The organism is Caulobacter sp. (genome assembly GCF_049283275.1).
Lineage (GTDB): Bacteria > Pseudomonadota > Alphaproteobacteria > Caulobacterales > Caulobacteraceae > Caulobacter.
This window is the reverse complement of the sequence record NZ_JBAPVS010000094.1, coordinates 1-20,373: the sequence shown is the minus strand read 5'-3', so window position 1 is coordinate 20,373 and position 20,373 is coordinate 1. Positions and strand designations below refer to the sequence as shown.

The following is a 20,373-nucleotide window of genomic DNA, read 5'->3' as shown; positions in this document are numbered from 1 at the left end:
TTTCTTCTTCGCTGGGGCCGCTGCCTTCTTGGCTTCCTTGGCTTCCTTGGCCTTCTTGTCGGCTTCGTCGGCGGCCTTCTTCCAGACCGCATAGTCCTCCAGATAGGGCTGGCGACGCAGGATCTTGGAAGCCGGATCGACGATCACCGGCACGGCGTCGCCCACCTTGATGCGCCCGGTGTTGTCGCTCATCGGCGCGGTGAGGATCTTGTCGCCGACCTTGACCTCGATCGGCATCGGGAAGGCTTTGCCCGAGGGCGTCTTCCAACTCAGCACTAGGCTGTCGCCCTCGCGGGTCTGCACCAGCTCCGGCAGCTTGGCTTGGTAGAGGTAGGCGTCGAAGAACCACTGATGGTCCTTGCCGGTCACGTCATTGACGATCGCGATGAAGTCCTTGGTCGTGGCGTAGCGCGGCGCGAAGTTGCCCGGCTTCGGATCCGGGCGGCCGTAGACCAGGGTGCGCACCGACTTGAAGAAGGCCTCGTCGCCGATCAACGCCCGCAACGTGTGCATGACGTTGGCGCCCTTGTAGTAGATGTCGATGCCCGGACCGGCGGTGTCCTTGTAGACGTCGTCCTCGCTCATCACCCGGTTGGCGACGATCGGGAACTTGTTGTTGGATTTGACCCGCATGTCATTCAGGCGGGACATATACTCCATGTCGCCGTGCAGCCATTGCGAGAACAGCGGCTGCATGTAGCTGCCCAGGCCCTCGTGAATCCACATGTCGTCCCAGTCGACATTGGTCACCTGGTTGCCGAACCACTCGTGCGACAGCTCGTGCTGGAACAGCCAGTCATAGCCGTAGACGTCCTTTTTGTAGGCGTTGCCGTAGGCGTTCATGGTCTGGTGCTCCATGCCCAGGTGCGGCGTCTCCACCACGCCCAGCTTCTCGGACCGGAACGGGTAGGGGCCGATCATCTGTTCGAAGAAGTCCAGCGTGGTCGGGAACTCGGCGAACAGGGCCTTGGCCTTGGCCGGATCGTCGCTCTTCAGATGCCAGTATTCGATCGGGAAGCTGTCGCCGAACCGGCTCTTGTAGGTGTCTTCCAGCTTCACGTACGGGCCGACATTGACCGCGACGGCGTAGGTGTCGGGCTGCTTCTGACGCCAGTGGAAGGTTCGCCAGCCGTCCTTTTCCTCCACGCCCATCAGGACGCCGCCGGCCGGCGCCGACAGCGGTGCGGGCACGGTGATGTAGAAGTCGACCAGCAGGGGCTCGCCTGTCGGATAGTCGATGCACGGCCAAAACAGATCACAGCCGTCGCCCTGGACGGCGCTGGCGATCCAAGGCTCGCCGGTCGGGGCGGTTTTCCAGACGAAGCCGCCGTCCCACGGCGCCTTCTCGGCCTCGTGCGGCACGCCGGCATAGCGGATCTGGACGACGGTCTTGGCTCCGGCGGCGATCGGCGTCGGCGGGGTGATGGTCAGGCGGCCTTGCGGATTGGTCCAGGCCGAGGCGGGCAACGTCTTGCCGTCGACGATCAGGGCGCTGACCGTGAAATTCTTGTCCAGGTCCAGGACGATGCGGGGCAGGGCGCTCTTGGCCGCCAGGGTCAGGGTGGCGTCACCCTCGATCGCCTTGCGCTGCGGGATCACCTTCAGCTTCAGATCGACGTGCTCGATCGTCACCGCGGCCTGTTCGGCGGGCATCCGGCCGCCGGTGCTCAGGGTCAGGGCGGTGGTCGGCGCGAGCTTGGGCGGATTGACCGGCGTCGCGGCGTAGGCGGCTCCTGTCAGGGGCAGGAACGAAGCGGCGCAAAGGGCGGCGGCTGGTCGGAACCACCGGTGAAACTGGACTGGCAAAGTGAAACTTCCCTCGCGATGCGGTTTTGCGACGATAGGGGTAATCTCGACCGTGAGCGCCGCCAAGGGGAAGCTTTCGGGACAAAGTCCCAGACTTTCGGTGGGCGTCGGTCAGATCTTCTCGCTGATCTTGATCGCCGCGCGGCAGCCGGCGCGGATCACCGCCGACAGCAACGGATAGGCCGGCGCCTCTCGGGCGCCTTCGCCGATGGCGATCTCCTTGTGGGCCAGTTCGTCGTCGCGAAACTGGCTGAGCTCGGCGGCCAGCGAAGGGTCGCGGGCCTCCAGCTCGGCGATCTGGCCGGCATAATGCTGCTCGATCACCGTCTCCACCGCCTCGGTGCAGGCGTGAGCGGCCTTCTCGCCCAGCAGGGCCGTGCCCGCGCCCAGGGCGAAGGCGGCGGCGCGCCACAGCGGCGACATCAGGGTGGGGCGGACTTCGTGCTCGCCCAGAAGTTCGTTGAAGCGAGACAGGTGAACCTGTTCATGGCCCTCCATCTCCTGAAGCTGGTCGGCGATCCGTTCACGCCCAGGGGCGTTGCGCATCACCGCCTGCTGGCCGCGATAGATATGCACGGCCGCCAGTTCGCCGGCCTGGTCGACCCGAAGGATCTCGGCCAGCCGCGCTTTTTGGGCGCCGGCGCCGGGACGGGCGGGGATGGGCCGGTCCATCTCAGGCGGCCCTGGGCGAGGCCGGGGCGCGCAGAGCGGCGAACGCCGAGGCGATCGCCAGGCCCAACGAGATCACGGCGTTCCAGCCCGCCATCGACAGCCCCAGGAAGATCCAGACGGCCTTGTCGCAGGACGGGGCGGCGATCTTGGCGCCCTTCAGCATGGCGACCAGGTCACTGGCCGAGGCCGAAGCCGCGCCGCTGGCCGCGCAGGCCGCGGGGCCGGGCCACCACTTCCACTCCGCGCCGGCATGATAGGTCGCCACGCCCGCGCCGTAGAGGAAGCCCAGGCCGATCAGCAGGATCAACGGCTTGCGCACGCGGGCCGCCCAGGCGGTGCGCGACAGCAAGACGGCGACCAGCGCCACCGTGCCCGTGACCCAGTAGACTTCCCGCTGCTTGAGGCACAGCAGGCACGGCGCCAGCTTGCCGAAGGTCTCGAAGGCGTGGGCCGCGCCCAGCATGACCGCGCAGGCGACGAAAGCCAGGACGGGCCATTGCTCGGCGATCAGGTCCAACGCCCCACGAACTCGGGGCGTCGCGACCGTGCCGGCGCGGATCTGGGCCGCCTTGTCCTCGACGTTCTCGATCGTCACGCGCACGCTCCGCCGCTGCTTCCCCCCAAGAAGTGGCTCGCCGCGAGACCGATGACAAGCAGGGCGATCAGAATGCCGGCGAACAGGGCCAGGCGCCTTTCGATCACGGGCAGCATGGCCGGACCGAACTTCTTGACCACCAAGGCCACCAGGAAGAAGCGCGCGCCTCGCGTCAGGACGCAGGCGCCGATGAAGATCGGGAAGCTGAACTGCAGCAGGCCCGAGGTGATGGTGACCAGTTTGAACGGGATGGGAGTGAAGCCCTTGGCGATGATCACCCACGAACCCCACTGGCGGTACCAGCATTCGGCGTCGGCCAGGGCGGTGGGCTTGCCCAGCACCGCCAGAAGCTGCTGGGCCGCGCCGTGGAAGAAGAAGCCGATGCCGTAGCCCAGAATCCCGCCCAGGACCGAGGCCAGGGTGCAGAGCGCGGCGTAGCGCCAGGCCTTGTCCGGCCTGGCCAGCACCATGGGCGCCAGCATCACGTCGGGCGGCACGGGAAAGAACGAGCTTTCAGCGAACGAGATCACGAACAGGCTGGTGGGGGCGTGACGGGAAGCGGCCAGACCCATGACCCAGTCGTAGAGGCGACGCAGCATGCGAGCTCCGAAATGAGGATGGCCGTAGCTAGCAGGCGACCATGACCTTGTCGCGGCGCTTCGCGCGATTGCGTGCAATCCTATTGGAATTGCGGCCCTGGATGGCTATCACGCGCGTTCGATGGCTCTTGCCGTCCAAATTGTTCGAAAGACGATCCCATGAGCGACACGCCTCCCGACCGCCTGGCCTCCAACCCCAGCAGCCCGCACTACGACGCCGAGACCCTCGAGCGCGGCGTGGGCATCGTGTTCAACGGGGTCGAAAAGACCAATGTCGACGAGTACTGCATCAGCGAGGGTTGGATCCGCGTCACCGCCGGCAAGGCCGTCGACCGCAAGGGCAACCCGATGACCATCAAGCTGCAAGGCGTGGTCGAGCCCTACTGGCGCAACGACAACGCCGAAGAAGGCTAGGTTCGATGGCCCCGCGCCGCCTGATCGATCTGCCCGGCTTCGCCGACCTGGAGACCCGGGCGCTGATGAAGCCGTCATTCGCCGATCCGGAGGCGCGGACCCAGTTCCCGGAGATCGACCAGCTGGCGCGAGACACCTTCGGCCTGACGGCCGACGAGGCCGCCGTCACCCCCGATCCGCCGGGCTGGGACGGCATCGACGTCAAGTCGATGCGCGAGCAGGCCGACGCGTTCGAGCTGGAAGGCTGGGACGTCACCGACGATAAGCGCCGGCCGTTGCGGATTCTGGGCCATTTCAGCCACCCGCTGTGGCTGGCCCTGCGCGGCGTGGCCGGCCACCTGCCGTTCGAGCCGGAGCCGGATGAGCACGATCCTTCGGCGACATCCCTGGCGGCCGAGGCGGCGAAGTTCCGGCGGGACAAGCGCTAGGCTTAGCGCTTCTTGCCCAGTTCAGTCCCGATGTCCTTGATCGAATTGCCGACCTTGCGGTGAGCGGCGACCAACTGGTCCTTGGTGACGCCCCAACGCTTCATCCAGTATTCAACCTGATGACGTTCGCGCGGATCCAGGCGGTCCTCGTCGCGGAAGTCCCGCTTGCCCTTTGGGGCGCCCATCATCGTCTCCTTCTCTGTCCTGGCGGGACTATCCTGCGCCAGGAACGTTGTCGAGGCGATGGACAGAAGCCAGAAAGAGCCCGATGAGCGACCCTGATCAAGATCCAGACCTTCTGGCCATGGCCCAGGACGAGCTTTCGCGCGGCATGAGCCTGACCTGGCGCGACCTCAGCAAGGTGATTCCCTGGGGTGACACGTTCGAGGGTCTTTCGCCGGCCGGACGCAATGTCGAGGTCGAGCGAAACTATCTGTGGGCCGACGAACCCGGCGGCGACATCCTATGCGAGGTCGCGGTCTACGGCGGTCCCAGCCGCTACGACCAGGGCGCTCGGGCGCGCGGCGTGATTTCCCGTTGAATCACATAACCTTGGTCGTGCAAGCTGGACCATCATGAGCTAGTCATGTGGCTCTTGGCCGCGGCGCCAAGTCCGCATGGCGATTGTGGAATTTCCGATCTGGAGCCAGGGCGATTGTCTCAACAAACCGCAACGCTGTCCGTCGGCGCCAAGTCGCGGGGGCGCGAAAGCGTGCTGAGCCGCACGTCCGGTTTCCGGCCGGCGCCCCTTCGCTGTGCGTCCGGGTGGTCGAATGCACAACCATCGGGCGAAATGTCCGCTTTCCCGTCCCCGCGCCCAGCCATGATTGAGCGGGGCCGTAACGCCGCGCCAGATCGGGTCTTGTCGACGCGAGCGACCGCCAGAGTCGCGGGCGTAAGGAGGACGGAAGGAAGACCATGGCCGCAACGGTCTCACCCATGACGCAGACCCCCCCCGAAGGCGCCCCCGAGCACGTCTCGCTGGCCGACTATCTGCCCTATCAACTGGCCACCTCGTCCAGCGCCGTCAGCCGGCTGATCGCCCGGGCCTATGAGGATCGCTTCGGCCTCAGCATCCCGCAGTGGCGGCTGATGTCGGTGCTGGCCGAGGGGCCGCTGACCCAGCAAGCCGCTGTCGTTCGCACCGCCATGGACAAGGTGCGCGTCAGCCGCGCGGCCCAGGAGCTGGTCGAGCGTCGCCTGGCCGTACGGCTGAGCAATCGCGTGGACCGGCGCTCGCATAGCCTGGAACTGACCGCCGCGGGCCGTCGCCTGTTCGCCGAGATCGTGCCTCTGGCGCGCGCCTATGAGGCCGCCCTGCTGGCCGGCCTGGCGCCCAGCGAAGTGACGACGCTCAAGCGTCTGCTGGGACAGCTCGAGATCGCCGCCGGCACGCTTTACGGGGCCGATACGGCGCCAGGGTCCTAGAGCAAATCGCACGATTTGCTCTAGCTTTTTGTTTTCGCATCGTTTTTGCGGAAAACCGGTCTCCACTTTTCCGCACGATGCTTTAGCGCGCCGAATAAACCCCGCGAGCGATCGCCCGAGCCAGGGTGTCGGCGGCGGCCGAGCCCAGCTTCGCGATCGTCAGCGACCGTGCTGGGCCTTCACCGATTTCCACCGCGCCGGATGACAGAGCGAAGACCACGTCGCCGTCGAACGGCGTGTGGACCGGCCGAATGGCGCGGGCCAGGCCGTCCTGGGCCATCATCGCCAGACGCGTGGCCTCGGCGGTGGTCAGGGCGGCGGTGGTCGCCACCACGGCCAGGGTGGTGTTGGCGCCGGCGTTGAACCGGCCCAGCGCCGCCAGCTTGCTGTCGTCGGGCACGGGATCCGTTGCGCGAACCGAAGGATCGGGGGCTCCTTTTCGTGAGGATTGGCCGCCGAACTCGTCGTCGATCTCGAACGGCCAGGCCCAGAACGTCTCGCCGCCGGGCATGTAGACCGACCCCACCGGATTGACCGCCACCAGCGCCCCGACCACCAGGCCGTCGTCCAAGTCCAGAGAGGCCGAGCCGACGCCGCCCTTGTGCAGCCCGGCCATCGCCCCGCGTCCGGCCCCGACCGCACCCAGGGCGAAATCCTCGCCCGCCGCCGCGACGGCGGCCATGCCCAGGGCGCGGTACGGCGGATCCAGACCCCAGGCCTTGTCGCCGCCGTTGCCCAGGTCGTGCAGCACCGCGCCCGGGACGATCGGAATGGCCGGCGACCCCGCCGCCAGCCGGATGCCGTGGCCCGCCGCCGACAAGGCCGTCGTCACGCCGTCCGCCGCGCCCAGGCCGAACACCGATCCGCCCGAGAGCGTGATGGCGTGGGCTCGGCTGAAATTGTTTTCGGGCCGCAGGACGTCGCTTTCGCGAATGCCCGGGCCGCCGCCGCGCACGTCCACCGCCCCGACCCAGCCCTCGGGGCAGAGCAGGGCGGTCACCCCGCTGCGCACCGCCTCGTCCGTGGCGTGGCCGACCGTGAGGCCCCGCACGTCGGTGATCAGGTTGCGTGGACCGGGGCGGGGATGGGGCAAGGCGTGATGTCTCCTGCTGACGCGGGCAGCATCGACGAGATGATCCGATGTGGAAAGCGTTCCAAGGCGTCTGGAACTTCGCCCCCGCCTTTGCTAGGAAGCTCTCCCCTCGTCGAGACGTCCAGTCGTCCGACCAATGAGTTTGGGGAAACGGCCTCGTTCAAGGGCCGGCGCCGTGCGGGCGTGGTGGAACTGGTAGACGCGCCGGACTCAAAATCCGGTTCCGAAAGGAGTGCCGGTTCGACCCCGGCCGCCCGCACCAACATTTTCTGAGATCGAGCCTGGTCACGGCGGCGCGGACGCCGTGCGATGACCGCCGGCGCGACGGTCAGTGCGCCGGATCGAAATCCGGCGTCTGGCCCTTCACATAGGCTTCCCAGCCGGCCCGATCATGGAAGTCCAGGCCTTTGTCCCAGGCCGCGCCCATATAGTAGACGAACGGCTTGCCGGGCTCGACCTTGATCAGGACCAGATAATTGTCGCCGTCCTGGCGCACCTCGATCAGGGCCTTGGGGTCGACCATCAAGGCGATCCCCATCGTGCCCTTCACCGGATCGGTGGGCTCCCAGTACGACACGCGGCCGACGCCGAGGTCCTTGGTGAACACCCCGCCCGCGCCCTGATGGGTGGCCTTACGCTTGCTGATGCCGATGCCGACCACCAGCGGGCCGGGCTTGTCTGAGCTGATGGTCGAGACCATCCGCGTGAAGTTGGCGCCCAGCGGCAGGGTGAAGGTGCGAGTCTCCCAGACCTTGCGGTCCACGTCGACCGGCCAGGGCGCGTACGTGACCTTGAACGAGGCGACATCGCCGCCGGTCTTGAGGATCTCGTAGGACTTCCAGTTGCGCGAGGTCCACAGCTTGTTGTCCTGCCAGACGCCCAGGCCGCCGGCTCCCCGGAAGGAGTTGACGTCGTAGAAGTCCAGGCCTTCGCCGTGGAAGTCGTGCTGCTTTCCGGTCTTCAGCTGGCGCTCCATGTAGGGCCAGCGGACGCTCTTGCCCCAGGCGTCGATGCCCGACGTCGAGGGCGGCTCGGCCGCCTGCAGGGCCGGGCCGTAGATGCGGTGGGCGGTGCGGTCGTTCTCCCAGAGGATGTCGTCATAGCGATAGGGGGCGTAGGCCACCACGGCGCGTGGCTTCTGGCCCTCGGCGTCCGGCTTGGCCAAGGCCGGCGCGGCCAGCGGCGGCAGGACCGGATCGGTCTGGGCGTGCGCCAGGGCGGGCAGGGAGAGGCTCGCGGCGACCGCGAGGGACAGGATCAGCTTGGACATCCGGCGGCTCGCGTCTCTAGATCTCGGTGCGCCGAGCCAACTCGCGCCGTTGCTCGGCCATTTTCTGGCGGGTCTGTTGGAGGGCGTCGAGTTCGGTCACGGCCAGCAGGTCGTCGATCACCTGGGCCAGATGGGCGTGGATGGCCTGGCGCGCGGCCTTGGAATCGCGCTGACGCAGGGCGGCGACGATCTGGCGGTGCTCCTCGGCGAAATCGCCGCCGCTGTGGGCGCGGGCCCGTCGCAGCATGGCCACACAGGTCGGCGACTGCAGGCGTAGCGTCCACAGGTCCTCGACCCCGGCCTCGATGGCGGCGTTGCCGGTGGCCCTGGCGATGGTCAGATGGAACTCCTGCTCCAGCCGCTCGATCTCATCGGGCGCGAAGCTGCGGGCCATCTGGCCGACGATCTGGTCCAGTTGCGCCAGGGTCTCGTCGGTGACCGTGGCGGCCGACAGGGCGCAGGCCTCGCCCTCGAACAGGCGTCGCGCCTCGGTCAGTTCCAGGGGCCCGACCTCCACCTCGGCCGAGTCGTCCGTCTCCGGCGCGGCCGTCGCGTTGACATAGACGCCCGATCCCTGGCGCGCCTCGACCAAGCCTTGGAACTCCAACGCGATCATGGCGTCGCGAATGGTCGGACGACTCACCCCGAAGTCATCAGCCAATTCACGCTCGGACGGCAGCTTGTCGCCGGGACCGTATCGACCGTCATTAATGGCCTTGGCGATCGTCCGGGCGATCTGCTGGTAGAGTTTTTGAGGATCTGGGGCGCCGGTGGTCATGTCGATCATCCTAGAGCTTGGCAGCCGAAAGTGGAGGGCGGTTTCGGCGCCTGCCGCGCTCTAAATGTCTGAAAGGAGCCCGGGACGGGCTCCGGCGGGGATAGGCGGCGAGGCAAACGACGTCACGGCTTGGCCTTGGCGGGGAGCGCGGAGACCTCGCTGGCGGCCAGCAGGAAGGCGCCGACGCCATAGAGTTGGGTGTCGTCGGGACCCACCTGGTCAGGCGCGACGCCCACCCGCTGCACCCAACCCAGCCTGCCGTCCGGCTCGACCGCGGCAGTCAGGGCGGTCCAGCCCTTGTCGATCGCCGGACGATATCGAGCGGCGGGCAACAGGCCATGGTTCACGCCCCAGGCCAGGCCGTAGACGAAGAAGCCCGTACCGCTGGTCTCGGGCGTCTTTTGCGGCTCCAGAAGCGACACCGGCCAATAGCCTTGCTCGCCCTGCAGGGTGACGATCTTGGCGGCCATCTGCTTGAACAGCGCCTCGTAGCGCGGCCGGCTGGGATGGTCCTTGGGCAGGTCCTGAAGAATGCGGGCGATCCCGGCGAAGGCCCAGCCATTGCCGCGGCCCCAGAAGATCTTGGCGCCGGCGTCGCTGCGTTTGGCGATGAAGCGGCTGTCGCGGAAATACAGATGCTCGGCCTTGTCGTAGAGCAGGTCGGTGGTCGCCCAGAACTCGCTGTCGGCATGGGCCAGGTAGCGCGGGTCCTGGGTCTCCTTGGTCAGGGCGATCCAGGCGGGCGGGGCCATGAAGATGGCGTCGCTCCAACACCAGCGGGCCTGGCAGTAGGGGTCGCCGCCCTGGGGCGGCTTGGCCTCGAAGCCCAGGTCGACGGTCGAGGGGGCGGCCAGCACGGCGTCGAAACGGGCGCGGATCGGGGTCAGCTTGGCCGCGTCGTGCGTGCGGGCCGCCGACCAGATCCAGACCGCGCCGGTGGCGTCGGCGTCGGCGTGGCGGGGGCGCTTGTCGAAACCCCAACCCTCGGCCTGGCCGTGAGCGAGGATGGCGTCGGCGTATCTGGGCTGCCTGGAGGCGTCGGCGAAGGCGGTTAGGCCGATGTAGAACGCCGCCTGGATCCAGTCGCGCGGGGCCTCGGTGTCGCGCCGGAACTGCGAGGCGGGCACATAGTCGAAATTGTCCATGTGGCTAAGCTGCCAGTCGGCCACGCGGGCTCCGGCCGCCAGAACGGCCGCGTTGGCTGGGGCGCCGGCGGCGGGCTTGGCGGGAGTCGCCGCGCAGGCCTGCATCGGACCCAGCAGGGCGGCGGTCGTCAGGAGGACTCCTGTCAGGCGTCGCAACATCGTTTCGTCTCCCTCGTCGTTCTTGTTTCTTGTGGCCGGGCCTAACGCAGGTCGGCCAGGGTCAGATGGTCCATGTCGTCGAATTCCTGGTTCTCGCCGCCCATCGACCAGACGAAGCGGTAGTCGGCCGTTCCCACCCCGCTGTGCATCGACCAACTGGGTGAGAACACCGCCTCGCCGTCGTCCATGAACACCGTCCGGGGGTTCGAAGGCTCGCCCATGATGTGCATCACCCGGGCTGGGGCGACGTCGAAATACATGTAGATCTCGCTGCGCCGCCCGTGGGTGTGCGGCGGCATGGTGTTCCAGACGTTGCCGGGCTCCAGCTCGGTGAAGCCCATGACCAGCTGGCACGTCTCGACCAGGCCGGGCCGGATGCTCTGGCGGATGACCCGGCGGTTGGCGGTCTTCTGGTCGCCGGCCTGGATCACCCGGGCCTCGGCCTTGCGCACCACGCGGCTGGGGTGGGCGGCGTGGGCCGGATAGCTGACGAAATAGAACCTGGCGGGCGCGTCGAGCGAGGCGCTGATGAAGGTTACGGCCTCGACCCCGCGGCCGACATACAGGCTGTCCAGGCTATCCAGGTCGTGGCGCGCGCCGTCCAGTTCGATCCAGCCGGGGCCGCCGATATTGATCACGCCCAGTTCGCGGCGTTCGCAGAAATAGGCCGAGGCCAGGCGGCGGTCGGTGGGCAGGGACAGGGGAACCGCCAGGGGGGCGGCCGAACCCACCACGGCGCGGTCGACCTCGATATAGGTCATCGAGATCTGGCCCGGCGCGAACAGGTCGTCGATCACGAAGGTGTCGCGAATGTCCTGGGCCGTCATTCGGCGCAGGCCTTCGCGATCGGTGCTGGGGCGAATCTTCATGCCGGATCCGTTCGCCGTTCCGATTGCGGATGCGGCCGATTGGGCGTGGTGCGGAAATCCGCCGTCGCGTGTGGTGGAGTGCGGATCATTCGCTTCATCTCTGTGATCAATTTGGCATTACCAATTTGTCGACGGTCCGCAAAGCTAAATGACCATATTTCACCTTCCTCGGCAAAACCCGCCTTGGCCATCGCGCTGAATTCAACCGATAATCCCATATTTTCAGTAATTTAGGCAAAAATGACAACGATGTCACTAGTTACTTGACAATTTGCTGGTCCGCTGGCCAATTTTGGCCTTACCAAATAGGCGTCATAATTGACCGGATAAACCGGCCAGGCGCTGCGCGAGGAACGAGGGGAGAATTATGAGAACGATTCAGCACGTCCTATTGGCGTCGACCGCCATGATCGCCGTTGTCGCGGGCACGGGCGTCGCCCAGGCCCAGTCCGCCGGTTCGGACCCGTCGGTCCAACTTGAAGAGATCATCGTCACCTCGACCAAGCGCGCCGAGCGCCTGCAGGACGTGCCGGTTTCGGTGACCGCCCTGACCCAGGAGGTGATCGACCGCAACAACGTCCGCGAGCTGGGCGATGTGGTGAAGCTGTCGCCGGCGATCTCGATCGACTACGGCTCCCAGCCGGGTAATTTCAGCATCAAGATGCGCGGCATCGGCACCTTCTCGAACGGCATCGCCGTCGAGTCGGACGTGGCCGTGGTGATCGACGACGTGCCGATCGGCTTCCAGGCCGCCGCCTTCAAGGACCTGATCGACGTCGAGCGGGTGGAAGTGCTGCGCGGCCCGCAGAGCACCCTGTTCGGCAAGAGCGCCATCGCCGGCGTGCTGAACATCGTCACCGCCGCGCCCGCCAGCGCGTTCGGCGGCAAGGCCATGATCCTGACCACCGACGACGGCGAAAAGCGCGCCGGCTTCACCGTCACCGGTCCGATCAGCGATACGGTGCGGGCTCGCCTGACCGTGTCCAAGAGCGACTACGACGGCAACCTCAAGAACCTGACCACCGGCAAGAACGTCAACGGCAGCTCGGGCCTGACCGTCACAGCCAAGGTGGAGTGGACCCCGACCGAGAACCTCAAGCTCAGCCTGGCGCCGCGGTTCAACCACAACGTCTCCAGCTGCTGCGCCAGCGCGATCACCGAGCTGACGCCGGGCCTGTTCTACCAGGGCGAGCCGGGCTTCCCCGCGACCACGACGCTGCGCGGGATCACGATCGACAAGAACAACCACTTCATCCGGGCCGACGACCGCATCGGCGGCGGCAATTCCGAGGTGCTGGGCGGCACGGCGCGCCTGGACTACGACTTCAGCGCAGGCTCGGTCCTGAAGGGCCACACCTTCTCGTCGATCACCTCCCACGATCGCTGGAAGATGACCGACTTCCAGGACATCGACGGCACCGACGTGCCGTTTTTGCTGGGCTTCCCGGTGGCCAACCCCTCGGGCGTCAACAGCGGCGCGCGGATCAACGGCTATTTCCATGCCAAGTCGGTGACCCAGGAGTTCCGCCTGACCTCGCCGGGCGACACCCGCTTCCGCTACATCGCCGGTGTCTGGTACGCCCGCAACGAGCTTGACCGCTATCTGGACCGCGGCCCGGTGCTGCAGCTGGCCCGCTATCTGGCCGAGAGCACCAACGAGAATTATTCGGCCTTCACCAACGCCACCTTCGACCTGACCGACAAGCTCAGCCTGACCGGCGGCGCACGGATCAACCGCCAGAAGATCAGCTACAAGTTAGACAAGACGATCTTCGCCAGCACCACGCCCGGCGCGGCCACGACGCATCAGTTCTTCGGCAAGTCCGACGAAGACGACGCGGTGACCGGCAAGGTCGGCGTCCAGTACAAGTGGACGCCCGACATCATGACCTTCGCCACCTATTCCACGGGCTATAAGGGGCAGGCCTACGACCTGGTCAGCACCTTCGACGCCAGGATCGCGGCCCAGATGCCGGTGCCGCCCGAAACGGCCAAGAACTACGAGCTGGGCTTCAAGAGCAGCCTGCTGGATCGCCGGGTCTATTTCAACGCCACCCTGTTCAACGCCGACTACTATGGCTTCCAGACGTCGGTGACGTCGTTCCTGCCGGACGGCACCTTCCTGACCTTCCTCAACAGCGTCGGCCACCTGCGCACCCGAGGCCTGGAACTGGACGGCGTGGCCCGGCTGACCTCGAACTTCCGGCTGAACGGCGCCTTCGCCTACACCGACGCCACGGTGGTCGATTTTCCGAACGGCCCCTGCTACAGCGGCCAGCCGACGACCGTCAGCACCGACCCCGCCTTCGTCGGCGATCCGGGCGTCTGCTACAACACCCCGCGCACCAACGGCCGGGTGCAGAACCTGCACGGCAAGCGCTTGAACAACGTGCCTGAATACAAGGTCAGCGTCGGCGGCCAGTACGACATCGACCTGCCCGACAGCGTCCCGTTCAAGGCCTTCGTCGCCGGCACGCTTCGCTGGCAGGACGACATCAACTTCGGGCTCAGCCAGGACCCCCGCACGGTCCAGAAGGCCTACAGCGTCACCGACCTGACCGTCGGAATCGTCGATCGCGGCGGCAAGTACAAGCTGAGCGCCTTCGCCAACAACCTGTTCGACAAGCGCTACGCTCAGGGCCTGGGCAACGGCACGTCGGGCTACAGCAACCCGGCCATCCCGACGGCCCAGGGCAAGACCTGGTTCCCGGGTCGCGACGCGTTCCGCTACTTCGGCGCGCGGCTGGACGTGAACTTCTAGAACCTCCTGTTCATCCCCCACTGTTGGCCGGCCCCCTTCGCGGGTCCGGCCAATTTTTTTGCACGACGCGGCCTTGGGGCGTGCCGCTGGACGGGCCGCCTGTGCTATTGCCCGCGCTCTATGCTGGCGAACTTCCGCCCGAACGAGTGCGACACGAATGTCCGAAGCCGCTGACGATTTCGAGCCCACCGTCCCGACGCCGTCGGGGGAGGTCCCGATCGAGGAGGTTGTGGACGCGGTGACGCCCAAGCGCAGAGCCGCCAAGCCCCCGTCCAGCTTAAATGCCGAGGCCGCTGTCGAGCCGGTCGAAACGATATCGGCGGCCGCTGTCGAAGCCCCCGACGTGGAAGTCGCTGAACCGCCGCCGCCTCCGCCGCCGGCCAAGCCGCCGATCTGGAAAAGGCGGCCCTGGCAGATCGGCGTGGCCGCCTCGGCGGCGGTGCTGATCGCGATCATCGTCTCGCTGCTGTGGTCTCTGCCGCTGGGCCAGGCGCTGGAGCCCCTGGCCAATCCCACCCTGGTGATCGTGGCCTCGGACGGCTCGCCCATCGCCCGCCGGGGCTCCTACAAGGAAGCGCCGGTCGAGGTCGCCAAGTTGCCCGCCTACGTGCCCGGCGCGTTCATCGCCATCGAGGACCGGCGCTTCTACACGCACATCGGCATCGATCCCAAGGCGATCCTGCGCGCCGTGGGCGCCAACGCCAAGGCCGGCGGGGTGTCCGAGGGCGGCTCGACCATCACCCAGCAACTGGCCAAGAACGCCTTCCTGTCCAACAAGCGGACTTTCCGGCGCAAGATCCAGGAGGTGCTGATCGCCCTCTATCTGGACGCCCGCCTGTCCAAGGACGAGATCCTGTCGCGCTACCTGTCGTCGGTCTATTTCGGCGACGGCACGTTCGGCCTCGGCGCGGCCTCGCGGCACTATTTCGACAAGGCGCCTGAGCAACTGAGCATCGGCGAGGCGGCGATGCTGGCGGGCCTGGTCAAGGCGCCGTCCCGTTGGGCCCCCACCGAGAACTTCGCCGGCGCCAAGACGCGGATGAAGACCGTGCTGGGAGCCATGGTCGACACCGGCGTGATCACCCAGGCCCAGGCGACCCGCGCGGTGCGGCAGGTCCACGTCCAGGCCGGCCGTCCGAAGTTGCCGGTGGGCTCCTACTTCGCCGACTGGGTCTTCCCCCAGGCCAAGGCGGTGTTCGAGAACACCTATGGCGAGACAGTGGTGCGCACCACGCTGGATTCCAGGCTGCAGGCCCAGGCCGAGCGGATCCTGGACCAGGCGATCGCCCGCGACGGCAAGGTGCTGAACGTCACCCAGGGCGCGATCGTGGCCATGCGCACCGACGGTCGGATCGTCGCCATGGTCGGCGGCCGCGACTATAAGGTCAGCCAGTTCAACCGCGCCGACGCCCAGCGTCCGCCCGGCTCGGCCTTCAAGCTGTTCGTCTATCTGGCGGCCCTTCGCCAGGGCATGACCCCGACCAGTCCGATCCTGGACGCGCCCGTCGTGGTCAGCGGCTGGACGCCCAGGAACCACGAGAGCAAATACGCCGGCCGCGAGGTGCCGCTGATCACCGCCTTCGCCGGTTCGTCCAACGTGGCGGCCGTGCGCTTGGCCCACGACATCGGGCGCGAGCCGATCGTGCGCACCGCTCGCGACCTGGGGATCACCGATCCGATCCCGGACGACCTGACCCTGGCGCTGGGCACCGGGCCGATGAGCCTGGTGCGATTGACGGCCGCCTATGCGGCGATCGACGCCGGCGAGGCGCCGGTGATCCCGCACGGCCTGGCCGACTGGAAGAAGCCCGCCAACGTCAAGAAATTGAGCAAGGCCGAACTGGCCGGCATGCGCGATCTGCTGCGCTCGGCCACCCAGCGCGGCACCGGCATCGAAGCGGCCATCCCCGGCGCGTTCGGCAAGACCGGCACCAGCCAGGATTACCGCGACGCCCTGTTCGTCGGCTATGTCGGCGACCTGGTGATCGGGGTTTGGGTCGGCAACGATAACAACAGCGCCATGAACGGCGTGGTCGGCGGGGGCCTGCCGGCCAAGATCTGGAAGAGCGTCGCCACCTATGCGGTGAACCGCGACGCGCCCAAGGCCCCTGAGCCCGAAGGCGACGATGCGGTTTCGGCGGCCGAGGATCCGTTGCTGCTGAACCCTGACGGAACGCCGGTGGAGGGCGCGGTCCCGGTCGACGGATCGGTTCCGCCGCCGGTCGACGGGACGGTGGCCCCGGTCGCGCCCGTGGCGTCGGCGCCGGCTGCTCCCGTGGTGACCGCTCCGGCGGCGCCGGCCGCCCCGGCGCCGGATCGGTCCGCGAACTAGACAACCCTCAATTCCGCTCATCCCGGCGTTCGCCGGGATGAGCGGAATATAGATTATTTCGCCGCGCTGGCGGCGCGCAGCGCGATTTCCTCGCGCTTGCTGGCCAGGCGTTCGCGGGTCTGCTCCATGGCTTCCAGCTCGGCGGTCAGCAGCAGGTTTTCGATCAGCCCGCCCAGATGAATCTGCATCGCGGCGCGGGCGGCCTTGGGATCGCGGGTGCGCAGGGATTCGATGATGTCCCGGTGCTCGTCGTTCAGCGGCCGCTTGCGCACGTGGCGGGCCTTCTCCAGCATTTGCATGCACAGGCGCGACTTGTAGCGCAGGTCCCAGGTGTTCTCGACCACGCGGACGATGGCGCTGTTGCGGGTGGCCTGGGCGATGGTGATGTGGAATTGGCGGTCGGCCAGCTCGGACTGCTCCTTGGTCGCCTCCTCGCTGTTCATCTCGGCCAGCAGGGTCTCCAGATAGGCCAGTTCCTCCTCGGTGATCAGGGTGGCGGCCAGGGCGGCGGCCTCGCCCTCGAACAGGCGGCGGGCCTCGGCCTGATCGAACGCTCCGATGTCCAGGTCGCGCGGCGGCGGGGGCGGCTGGCCCGCGGCGCGGACATAGACGCCCGAGCCCTGCCGAGCCTCCAGCAGGCCGCGCATCTCCAGGGCGATCACGGCGCGGCGGATGGTGGGGCGGCTGACGCCGAACTCCTCGGCCAGGTCGCGTTCCGAGGCCAGGCGCTGGCCCGGCTGATGGCGACCGTCGGCGATGGCCTGGCCAATATCCGCGGCCACGCGCTGATAGAGGCGCAAGGGATTGGCGGCCGTCGTCGTCGTCATCTGCGTCTTCAACCCTCTCGACAGCGCTATCTTAGGCGGCGTCGCGGCGGAAGGGTAGGGCGGGCGCGACGCCGCCTGACCAGCCCCCTAAATCTGCGGCCTAATCGGCTGGGGGAGGCCCGCCGCTGGTCATCGCCTTCTTGGTCATCCAGACGCAGGGGATCAGCAGGATCGCCAGCCAAGCCGAGGCGCGGAAGAAGTCGATGGTCGACAGCAGATAGGCCTGGTTGACGACCTGGCTGGTCACCGCGCCCACGGCCTGGGCGTGGCTCAGCCCCGCGGCCTGCAGGTGTTCGATGGCCGCCAGCCAGCTCGGATCGTTCGAGGCCATCGACTCGGCGAGGCGGGTCTGGTGCAGGCTCTCGCCCCGGTCCCAGATCGTCGTGGTCAGCGAGGCGGCGAAGCTGCCCGCGGTGATCCGCGAGAAGTTCGACAGGCCCGAGGCCGACGGCAGTTGATGGGGCGGCACGCCGTTCAGCGAGATGGTCACCATTGACAGGAAGAAGGTGCTCATCGCCACGCCCTGCACCAGCATCGGCCAGACCAGGGACATGAAGTCGGCGTCGGAGTTGAAGCCCGAGCGCATGAAGAACGACAGGCCGAACGCGGCCAGCGACAGGGTGGCGGCCCAGCGGGCGTCGACCTTCTGCATGATGCGGGCGGCGAACGGGGTCAGCAGCACGGCCACCACGCCGCTGGGGGCGGCGACCAGGCCGGCCCAGGTGGCGATGTAGTGCATCTGGGTCTGCAGCCACAGCGGCTGCAGCAGGTTGGAGCCGAAGAACACCGCGTAGCCCAGGCAGAAGGCGACCGTGCCCAGGGCGAAGTTCCTGGACTTGAACAGCGAGAGGTCGACGATCGGATGCTTCTCGTTCAACTCCCAGATCACCCAGGCGATGAAGCCGACGATGGCCACCAGGGTCTCGACGATGATGGCCGGCGAGTTGAACCAGTCGGCGTCCTTGCCGGTGTCGAGCATCACCTGCAGCGCGCCGACCCAGACCAGCAGCAGCATGAAACCGGTGGTGTCGATCGGCACCTTGCGGGTGGGCGTCTCGCGGTTGTTCATTCCGCGCCAGCACAGAAAGGCGCAGAGCAAGCCGACGGGCACGTTGATCAGGAAGATCCACTCCCAGGCGATGTTGTCGGAGATGTAGCCGCCCAGGATCGGACCGCAGATCGGCGCCACCAGGGTGGTCATCGACCAGATGGCCAGGGCCGTCCCGCGCTTGTGGGCCGGGAAGATCATGATCAGCAGGGCCTGCGAACCGGGGATCATCGGGCCCGACACCAGGCCTTGCAGGATGCGGAAGCCGATCAGCGACGGCAGGTTCCAGGAAACGCCGCACAGGAACGAGGCCAGGGTGAACAGCAGCACCGAGACCACGAAGGTCTTGACCACGCCGTAGCGGCCCATCAACCAGCCGGTCAGCGGCACCGACACGCCGTTGGCCACGGCGAACGAGGTGATCACCCAGGTGCCCTGGCTGGTGCTGACGCCCAGATTGCCGGCGATGGTCGGGATCGAGACGTTGGCGATGGTGCTGTCCAGCACCTGCATGAAGGTGCCCAGCGCCAGGGCGATCGAGGTGACCGCCAGCATCATGCCGGCCATCGGCGCGGGGCCGGCGGCGGGCGCTGGGGCCGTCGCGGCGGGGGAGGAGTCCTGGTCGGCCATGCGGCGCTTCCTTGGAGGGGCTTAAGGGCGCGGGCTACTTGGAGACGTCGATGGCGGCCTTCATCGACAGCCCGACGCGCAGCGGGTGGGCCTTCAGCTCGGCCGGATCCAGCTGGATGCGGATCGGGAGACGCTGCACCACCTTGATCCAGTTGCCCGAGGCGTTTTGGGCCGGGATCAGCGAGAAGGCCGAACCGGTGCCGCCTGACAGGCCCTTCACCCGGCCGTGGAACTTCACGCCGCCGCCATAGAGGTCGGAGGTCAGGATCACGGGCTGGCCGATGCGGACCTTGTCCAGCTGCACTTCCTTGAAGTTGGCGTCGACGAAGGCGTCGGTGGTCGGGACGATGGCCATCAGCGGCGCGCCGATCGCCACCTGCTGGCCAACCTGGACGTTCTTCTTGGACACCACTCCGGCCAGCGGGGCGCGCAGCACGGTGCGGTCCAGGGCCAGTTGAGCGCTGGCCAGGCGGGCCTCGGCGGCGGCGATCTCCGGGTTCTTGTTGGCGGGCAGGCCGGAGATCAAGGCGGTGTTGACCTCGCGGTTGCCTTCGGCGGCGACGCGGCTGGCCTTGGCCTGGGCCAGGGCGGCGCGGGCTTCGGTCACGGCCGACTGGGCGTTGGTGAACTGGCTCTGGGCGGTGGTCAGCTCCTCGCCTGAGACCGCGCCGGACTCCGCCAGGGCTTTGCGGCGCGAGAGCTCGACCCGAGCCTGTTCGAGGCTGGCCTGGGCGCCGGTCACGGCGGCGGCGGCGCGGGCGATGTCGGCGTCACGGGCCGCGACCTGGCCGGCCAGGGCGTCGTCGCTGGCGAAGTAGCCTTGCACCTTGCGCTGGGCCTGGCCGAGGGCGGCCTGGGCGGAGAGGACGGCGATCCGGGCGTCGGCGTCGTCGATCACCACCAGCGGCTGACCGGCGACGACGGTCTGGGTCTCGGAGACCAGCACCTTGGCGACCGGCCCACTGACCAGCGGTGTCACCTGGGCGACCTCGGCCCCGACATAGGCGTTGTCGGTCTCGACTTGGTGCGAGCCGATGAAGACGGCGTAGAGCACCCAAAGCACGACGCCGATGGCGACCACGACGGCGAGGCCGGTCAGCAGTTGTCGACGATTGCCGTTGGGCTTGGGGGAGGAGGCGGTGTCGGCCATGGGGAAGGTCCTGAAGGCGCGAAAAGCGGAAAGGGTGGGAAGGGGGTTTTGGCTGTGATCAGATCGGGGCGAAGCCGCCGCCCAGGGCGCGCACCAGGGCGACGTCCAAGGTCAGGGCGCGGCTTTCCAGGTCGGCGACGGTTCGGCGCTGGGTCAGGACCGCCTGTTCGGCGATCAGCACGTTCTGATAGGTCGAAAGACCGCCCTGATAGCGCAGGCGGGCGATGCGGAAGCCGTCCTCGTTGGCCGCCAGGGCGGCGCGGCTCTCCGTCAGGCGGGTGCTCAGGGCCCGCTCGCTGGCGGCCACGTCGGCCACGTCGCGCAAGGCCTGGGTGACGGCGGAGTCGTAGGCCGCGACGGCGCCGTCGC

The 20,373-nt window shown here is 67.6% G+C and carries 19 protein-coding genes, 1 tRNA gene and 1 pseudogene; 7 read left to right on the top strand and 14 right to left on the bottom strand.

Annotated elements, in window-relative coordinates:
* The 4 genes from WAL33_RS04685 to WAL33_RS04670 form a co-directional block, all read right to left on the bottom strand.
* On the bottom strand, window positions 1-1,806 hold a 1,806-nt coding region (locus WAL33_RS04685; RefSeq protein ID WP_422178978.1), incomplete at its 3' end, for a M1 family metallopeptidase.
* 111 nt (window positions 1,807-1,917) lie between these two features.
* Entirely contained in the window at window positions 1,918-2,478 is a 561-nt protein-coding gene (locus tag WAL33_RS04680) for a demethoxyubiquinone hydroxylase family protein (protein WP_422178976.1), read from the bottom strand.
* Between the two features lies 1 nt (window position 2,479).
* On the bottom strand, window positions 2,480-3,073 hold the full coding sequence (locus WAL33_RS04675) for a disulfide bond formation protein B (RefSeq protein WP_422178974.1): 594 nt from the start codon (window positions 3,071-3,073) through the stop codon (window positions 2,480-2,482).
* On the bottom strand, window positions 3,070-3,672 hold the full coding sequence (locus WAL33_RS04670; RefSeq protein WP_422178972.1) for a YqaA family protein: 603 nt from the start codon (window positions 3,670-3,672) through the stop codon (window positions 3,070-3,072). The genes WAL33_RS04675 and WAL33_RS04670 overlap by 4 nt, the downstream gene beginning before the upstream one ends.
* A 159-nt stretch (window positions 3,673-3,831) precedes the next feature.
* Between WAL33_RS04670 and WAL33_RS04665 the strand changes: the two genes are divergently transcribed.
* Window positions 3,832-4,086 carry a DUF3297 family protein gene (locus tag WAL33_RS04665; RefSeq protein WP_422178970.1) on the top strand — a complete coding sequence of 85 codons (255 nt, stop codon included), beginning with the start codon at window positions 3,832-3,834 and terminating at the stop codon, window positions 4,084-4,086.
* 5 nt (window positions 4,087-4,091) lie between these two features.
* Window positions 4,092-4,514, top strand: coding sequence for a hypothetical protein (locus WAL33_RS04660; RefSeq protein WP_422178968.1), 423 nt, complete (start codon window positions 4,092-4,094; stop codon window positions 4,512-4,514).
* A gap of 2 nt (window positions 4,515-4,516) precedes the next feature.
* On the opposite strand, the gene WAL33_RS04655 is transcribed toward WAL33_RS04660, so the two are convergent.
* Window positions 4,517-4,699 (bottom strand): DUF3606 domain-containing protein, encoded by a 183-nt coding sequence (locus tag WAL33_RS04655; protein ID WP_422178966.1) that lies wholly within the window; start codon window positions 4,697-4,699, stop codon window positions 4,517-4,519.
* 83 nt (window positions 4,700-4,782) lie between these two features.
* Between WAL33_RS04655 and WAL33_RS04650 the strand changes: the two genes are divergently transcribed.
* Both WAL33_RS04650 and WAL33_RS04645 read left to right on the top strand, forming a co-directional pair.
* Window positions 4,783-5,055: a hypothetical protein gene (locus tag WAL33_RS04650; protein WP_422178964.1), complete on the top strand. Its 273-nt coding sequence runs from the start codon at window positions 4,783-4,785 to the stop codon at window positions 5,053-5,055.
* Between the two features lie 377 nt (window positions 5,056-5,432).
* The gene (locus tag WAL33_RS04645) at window positions 5,433-5,942 is read left to right on the top strand and encodes a MarR family winged helix-turn-helix transcriptional regulator (protein WP_422178962.1); all 510 of its coding nucleotides are present in this window, start codon (window positions 5,433-5,435) and stop codon (window positions 5,940-5,942) included.
* An 82-nt stretch (window positions 5,943-6,024) separates the two neighbouring features.
* Here the strand turns inward: WAL33_RS04645 and WAL33_RS04640 are convergent, their stop codons facing one another.
* Window positions 6,025-7,035: a P1 family peptidase gene (locus WAL33_RS04640; protein WP_422178960.1), complete on the bottom strand. Its 1,011-nt coding sequence runs from the start codon at window positions 7,033-7,035 to the stop codon at window positions 6,025-6,027.
* Between the two features lie 177 nt (window positions 7,036-7,212).
* Here WAL33_RS04640 and WAL33_RS04635 point away from each other — a divergent pair.
* Window positions 7,213-7,297: transfer RNA gene (locus WAL33_RS04635), tRNA-Leu, on the top strand.
* A gap of 66 nt (window positions 7,298-7,363) precedes the next feature.
* Here the strand turns inward: WAL33_RS04635 and WAL33_RS04630 are convergent.
* The 4 genes from WAL33_RS04630 to kduI form a co-directional block, all read right to left on the bottom strand.
* Window positions 7,364-8,305 (bottom strand): DUF4861 family protein, encoded by a 942-nt coding sequence (locus WAL33_RS04630; RefSeq protein WP_422178958.1) that lies wholly within the window; start codon window positions 8,303-8,305, stop codon window positions 7,364-7,366.
* A 16-nt stretch (window positions 8,306-8,321) separates the two neighbouring features.
* On the bottom strand, window positions 8,322-9,083 hold the full coding sequence (locus tag WAL33_RS04625) for a FadR/GntR family transcriptional regulator (protein WP_422178956.1): 762 nt from the start codon (window positions 9,081-9,083) through the stop codon (window positions 8,322-8,324).
* 122 nt (window positions 9,084-9,205) lie between these two features.
* Window positions 9,206-10,387 carry a glycoside hydrolase family 88/105 protein gene (locus tag WAL33_RS04620; protein WP_422178954.1) on the bottom strand — a complete coding sequence of 394 codons (1,182 nt, stop codon included), beginning with the start codon at window positions 10,385-10,387 and terminating at the stop codon, window positions 9,206-9,208.
* Between the two features lie 41 nt (window positions 10,388-10,428).
* Window positions 10,429-11,256, bottom strand: coding sequence for a 5-dehydro-4-deoxy-D-glucuronate isomerase (gene kduI / locus WAL33_RS04615; RefSeq protein WP_422178952.1), 828 nt, complete (start codon window positions 11,254-11,256; stop codon window positions 10,429-10,431).
* Between the two features lie 406 nt (window positions 11,257-11,662).
* On the opposite strand from kduI, the gene WAL33_RS04610 reads away from it, so the two are divergent.
* Both WAL33_RS04610 and WAL33_RS04605 read left to right on the top strand, forming a co-directional pair.
* Window positions 11,663-14,017, top strand: a complete 2,355-nt coding sequence (locus WAL33_RS04610) for a TonB-dependent receptor (protein WP_422178950.1) — start codon at window positions 11,663-11,665, stop codon at window positions 14,015-14,017.
* 157 nt (window positions 14,018-14,174) lie between these two features.
* A complete protein-coding gene (locus WAL33_RS04605) occupies window positions 14,175-16,349 on the top strand; it encodes a transglycosylase domain-containing protein (RefSeq protein ID WP_422178948.1) in 2,175 nt (724 codons plus the stop codon).
* Between the two features lie 53 nt (window positions 16,350-16,402).
* Here the strand turns inward: WAL33_RS04605 and WAL33_RS04600 are convergent, their stop codons facing one another.
* From WAL33_RS04600 to WAL33_RS04585, 4 genes and pseudogenes are all read right to left on the bottom strand, one after another.
* Entirely contained in the window at window positions 16,403-17,176 is a 774-nt protein-coding gene (locus WAL33_RS04600) for a FadR/GntR family transcriptional regulator (RefSeq protein ID WP_422178946.1), read from the bottom strand.
* 100 nt (window positions 17,177-17,276) lie between these two features.
* Window positions 17,277-18,854 (bottom strand): DHA2 family efflux MFS transporter permease subunit, encoded by a 1,578-nt coding sequence (locus WAL33_RS04595; RefSeq protein ID WP_422178944.1) that lies wholly within the window; start codon window positions 18,852-18,854, stop codon window positions 17,277-17,279.
* A gap of 34 nt (window positions 18,855-18,888) precedes the next feature.
* Window positions 18,889-20,004, bottom strand: a complete 1,116-nt coding sequence (locus WAL33_RS04590) for an HlyD family secretion protein (RefSeq protein ID WP_422178942.1) — start codon at window positions 20,002-20,004, stop codon at window positions 18,889-18,891.
* Between the two features lie 58 nt (window positions 20,005-20,062).
* Window positions 20,063-20,373: pseudogene (locus WAL33_RS04585) on the bottom strand (multidrug transporter); the annotation flags it as partial.

Excerpts from the sequence above, each read along its gene's own strand:
- WAL33_RS04680 (WP_422178976.1), bottom strand. The coding sequence starts at position 2,478 with ATGGACCGGCCCATCCCCGCCCGTCCCGGCGCCGGCGCCCAAAAAGCG.
- WAL33_RS04670 (WP_422178972.1), bottom strand. The coding sequence starts at position 3,672 with ATGCTGCGTCGCCTCTACGACTGGGTCATGGGTCTGGCCGCTTCCCGT.
- WAL33_RS04665 (WP_422178970.1), top strand. The coding sequence starts at position 3,832 with ATGAGCGACACGCCTCCCGACCGCCTGGCCTCCAACCCCAGCAGCCCG.
- WAL33_RS04660 (WP_422178968.1), top strand. The coding sequence starts at position 4,092 with ATGGCCCCGCGCCGCCTGATCGATCTGCCCGGCTTCGCCGACCTGGAG.
- WAL33_RS04655 (WP_422178966.1), bottom strand. The coding sequence starts at position 4,699 with ATGGGCGCCCCAAAGGGCAAGCGGGACTTCCGCGACGAGGACCGCCTG.
- WAL33_RS04650 (WP_422178964.1), top strand. The coding sequence starts at position 4,783 with ATGAGCGACCCTGATCAAGATCCAGACCTTCTGGCCATGGCCCAGGAC.
- WAL33_RS04645 (WP_422178962.1), top strand. The coding sequence starts at position 5,433 with ATGGCCGCAACGGTCTCACCCATGACGCAGACCCCCCCCGAAGGCGCC.
- WAL33_RS04630 (WP_422178958.1), bottom strand. The coding sequence starts at position 8,305 with ATGTCCAAGCTGATCCTGTCCCTCGCGGTCGCCGCGAGCCTCTCCCTG.
- WAL33_RS04625 (WP_422178956.1), bottom strand. The coding sequence starts at position 9,083 with ATGACCACCGGCGCCCCAGATCCTCAAAAACTCTACCAGCAGATCGCC.
- WAL33_RS04620 (WP_422178954.1), bottom strand. The coding sequence starts at position 10,387 with ATGTTGCGACGCCTGACAGGAGTCCTCCTGACGACCGCCGCCCTGCTG.
- kduI (WP_422178952.1), bottom strand. The coding sequence starts at position 11,256 with ATGAAGATTCGCCCCAGCACCGATCGCGAAGGCCTGCGCCGAATGACG.
- WAL33_RS04610 (WP_422178950.1), top strand. The coding sequence starts at position 11,663 with ATGATCGCCGTTGTCGCGGGCACGGGCGTCGCCCAGGCCCAGTCCGCC.
- WAL33_RS04605 (WP_422178948.1), top strand. The coding sequence starts at position 14,175 with ATGTCCGAAGCCGCTGACGATTTCGAGCCCACCGTCCCGACGCCGTCG.
- WAL33_RS04600 (WP_422178946.1), bottom strand. The coding sequence starts at position 17,176 with ATGACGACGACGACGGCCGCCAATCCCTTGCGCCTCTATCAGCGCGTG.
- WAL33_RS04595 (WP_422178944.1), bottom strand. The coding sequence starts at position 18,854 with ATGGCCGACCAGGACTCCTCCCCCGCCGCGACGGCCCCAGCGCCCGCC.
- WAL33_RS04590 (WP_422178942.1), bottom strand. The coding sequence starts at position 20,004 with ATGGCCGACACCGCCTCCTCCCCCAAGCCCAACGGCAATCGTCGACAA.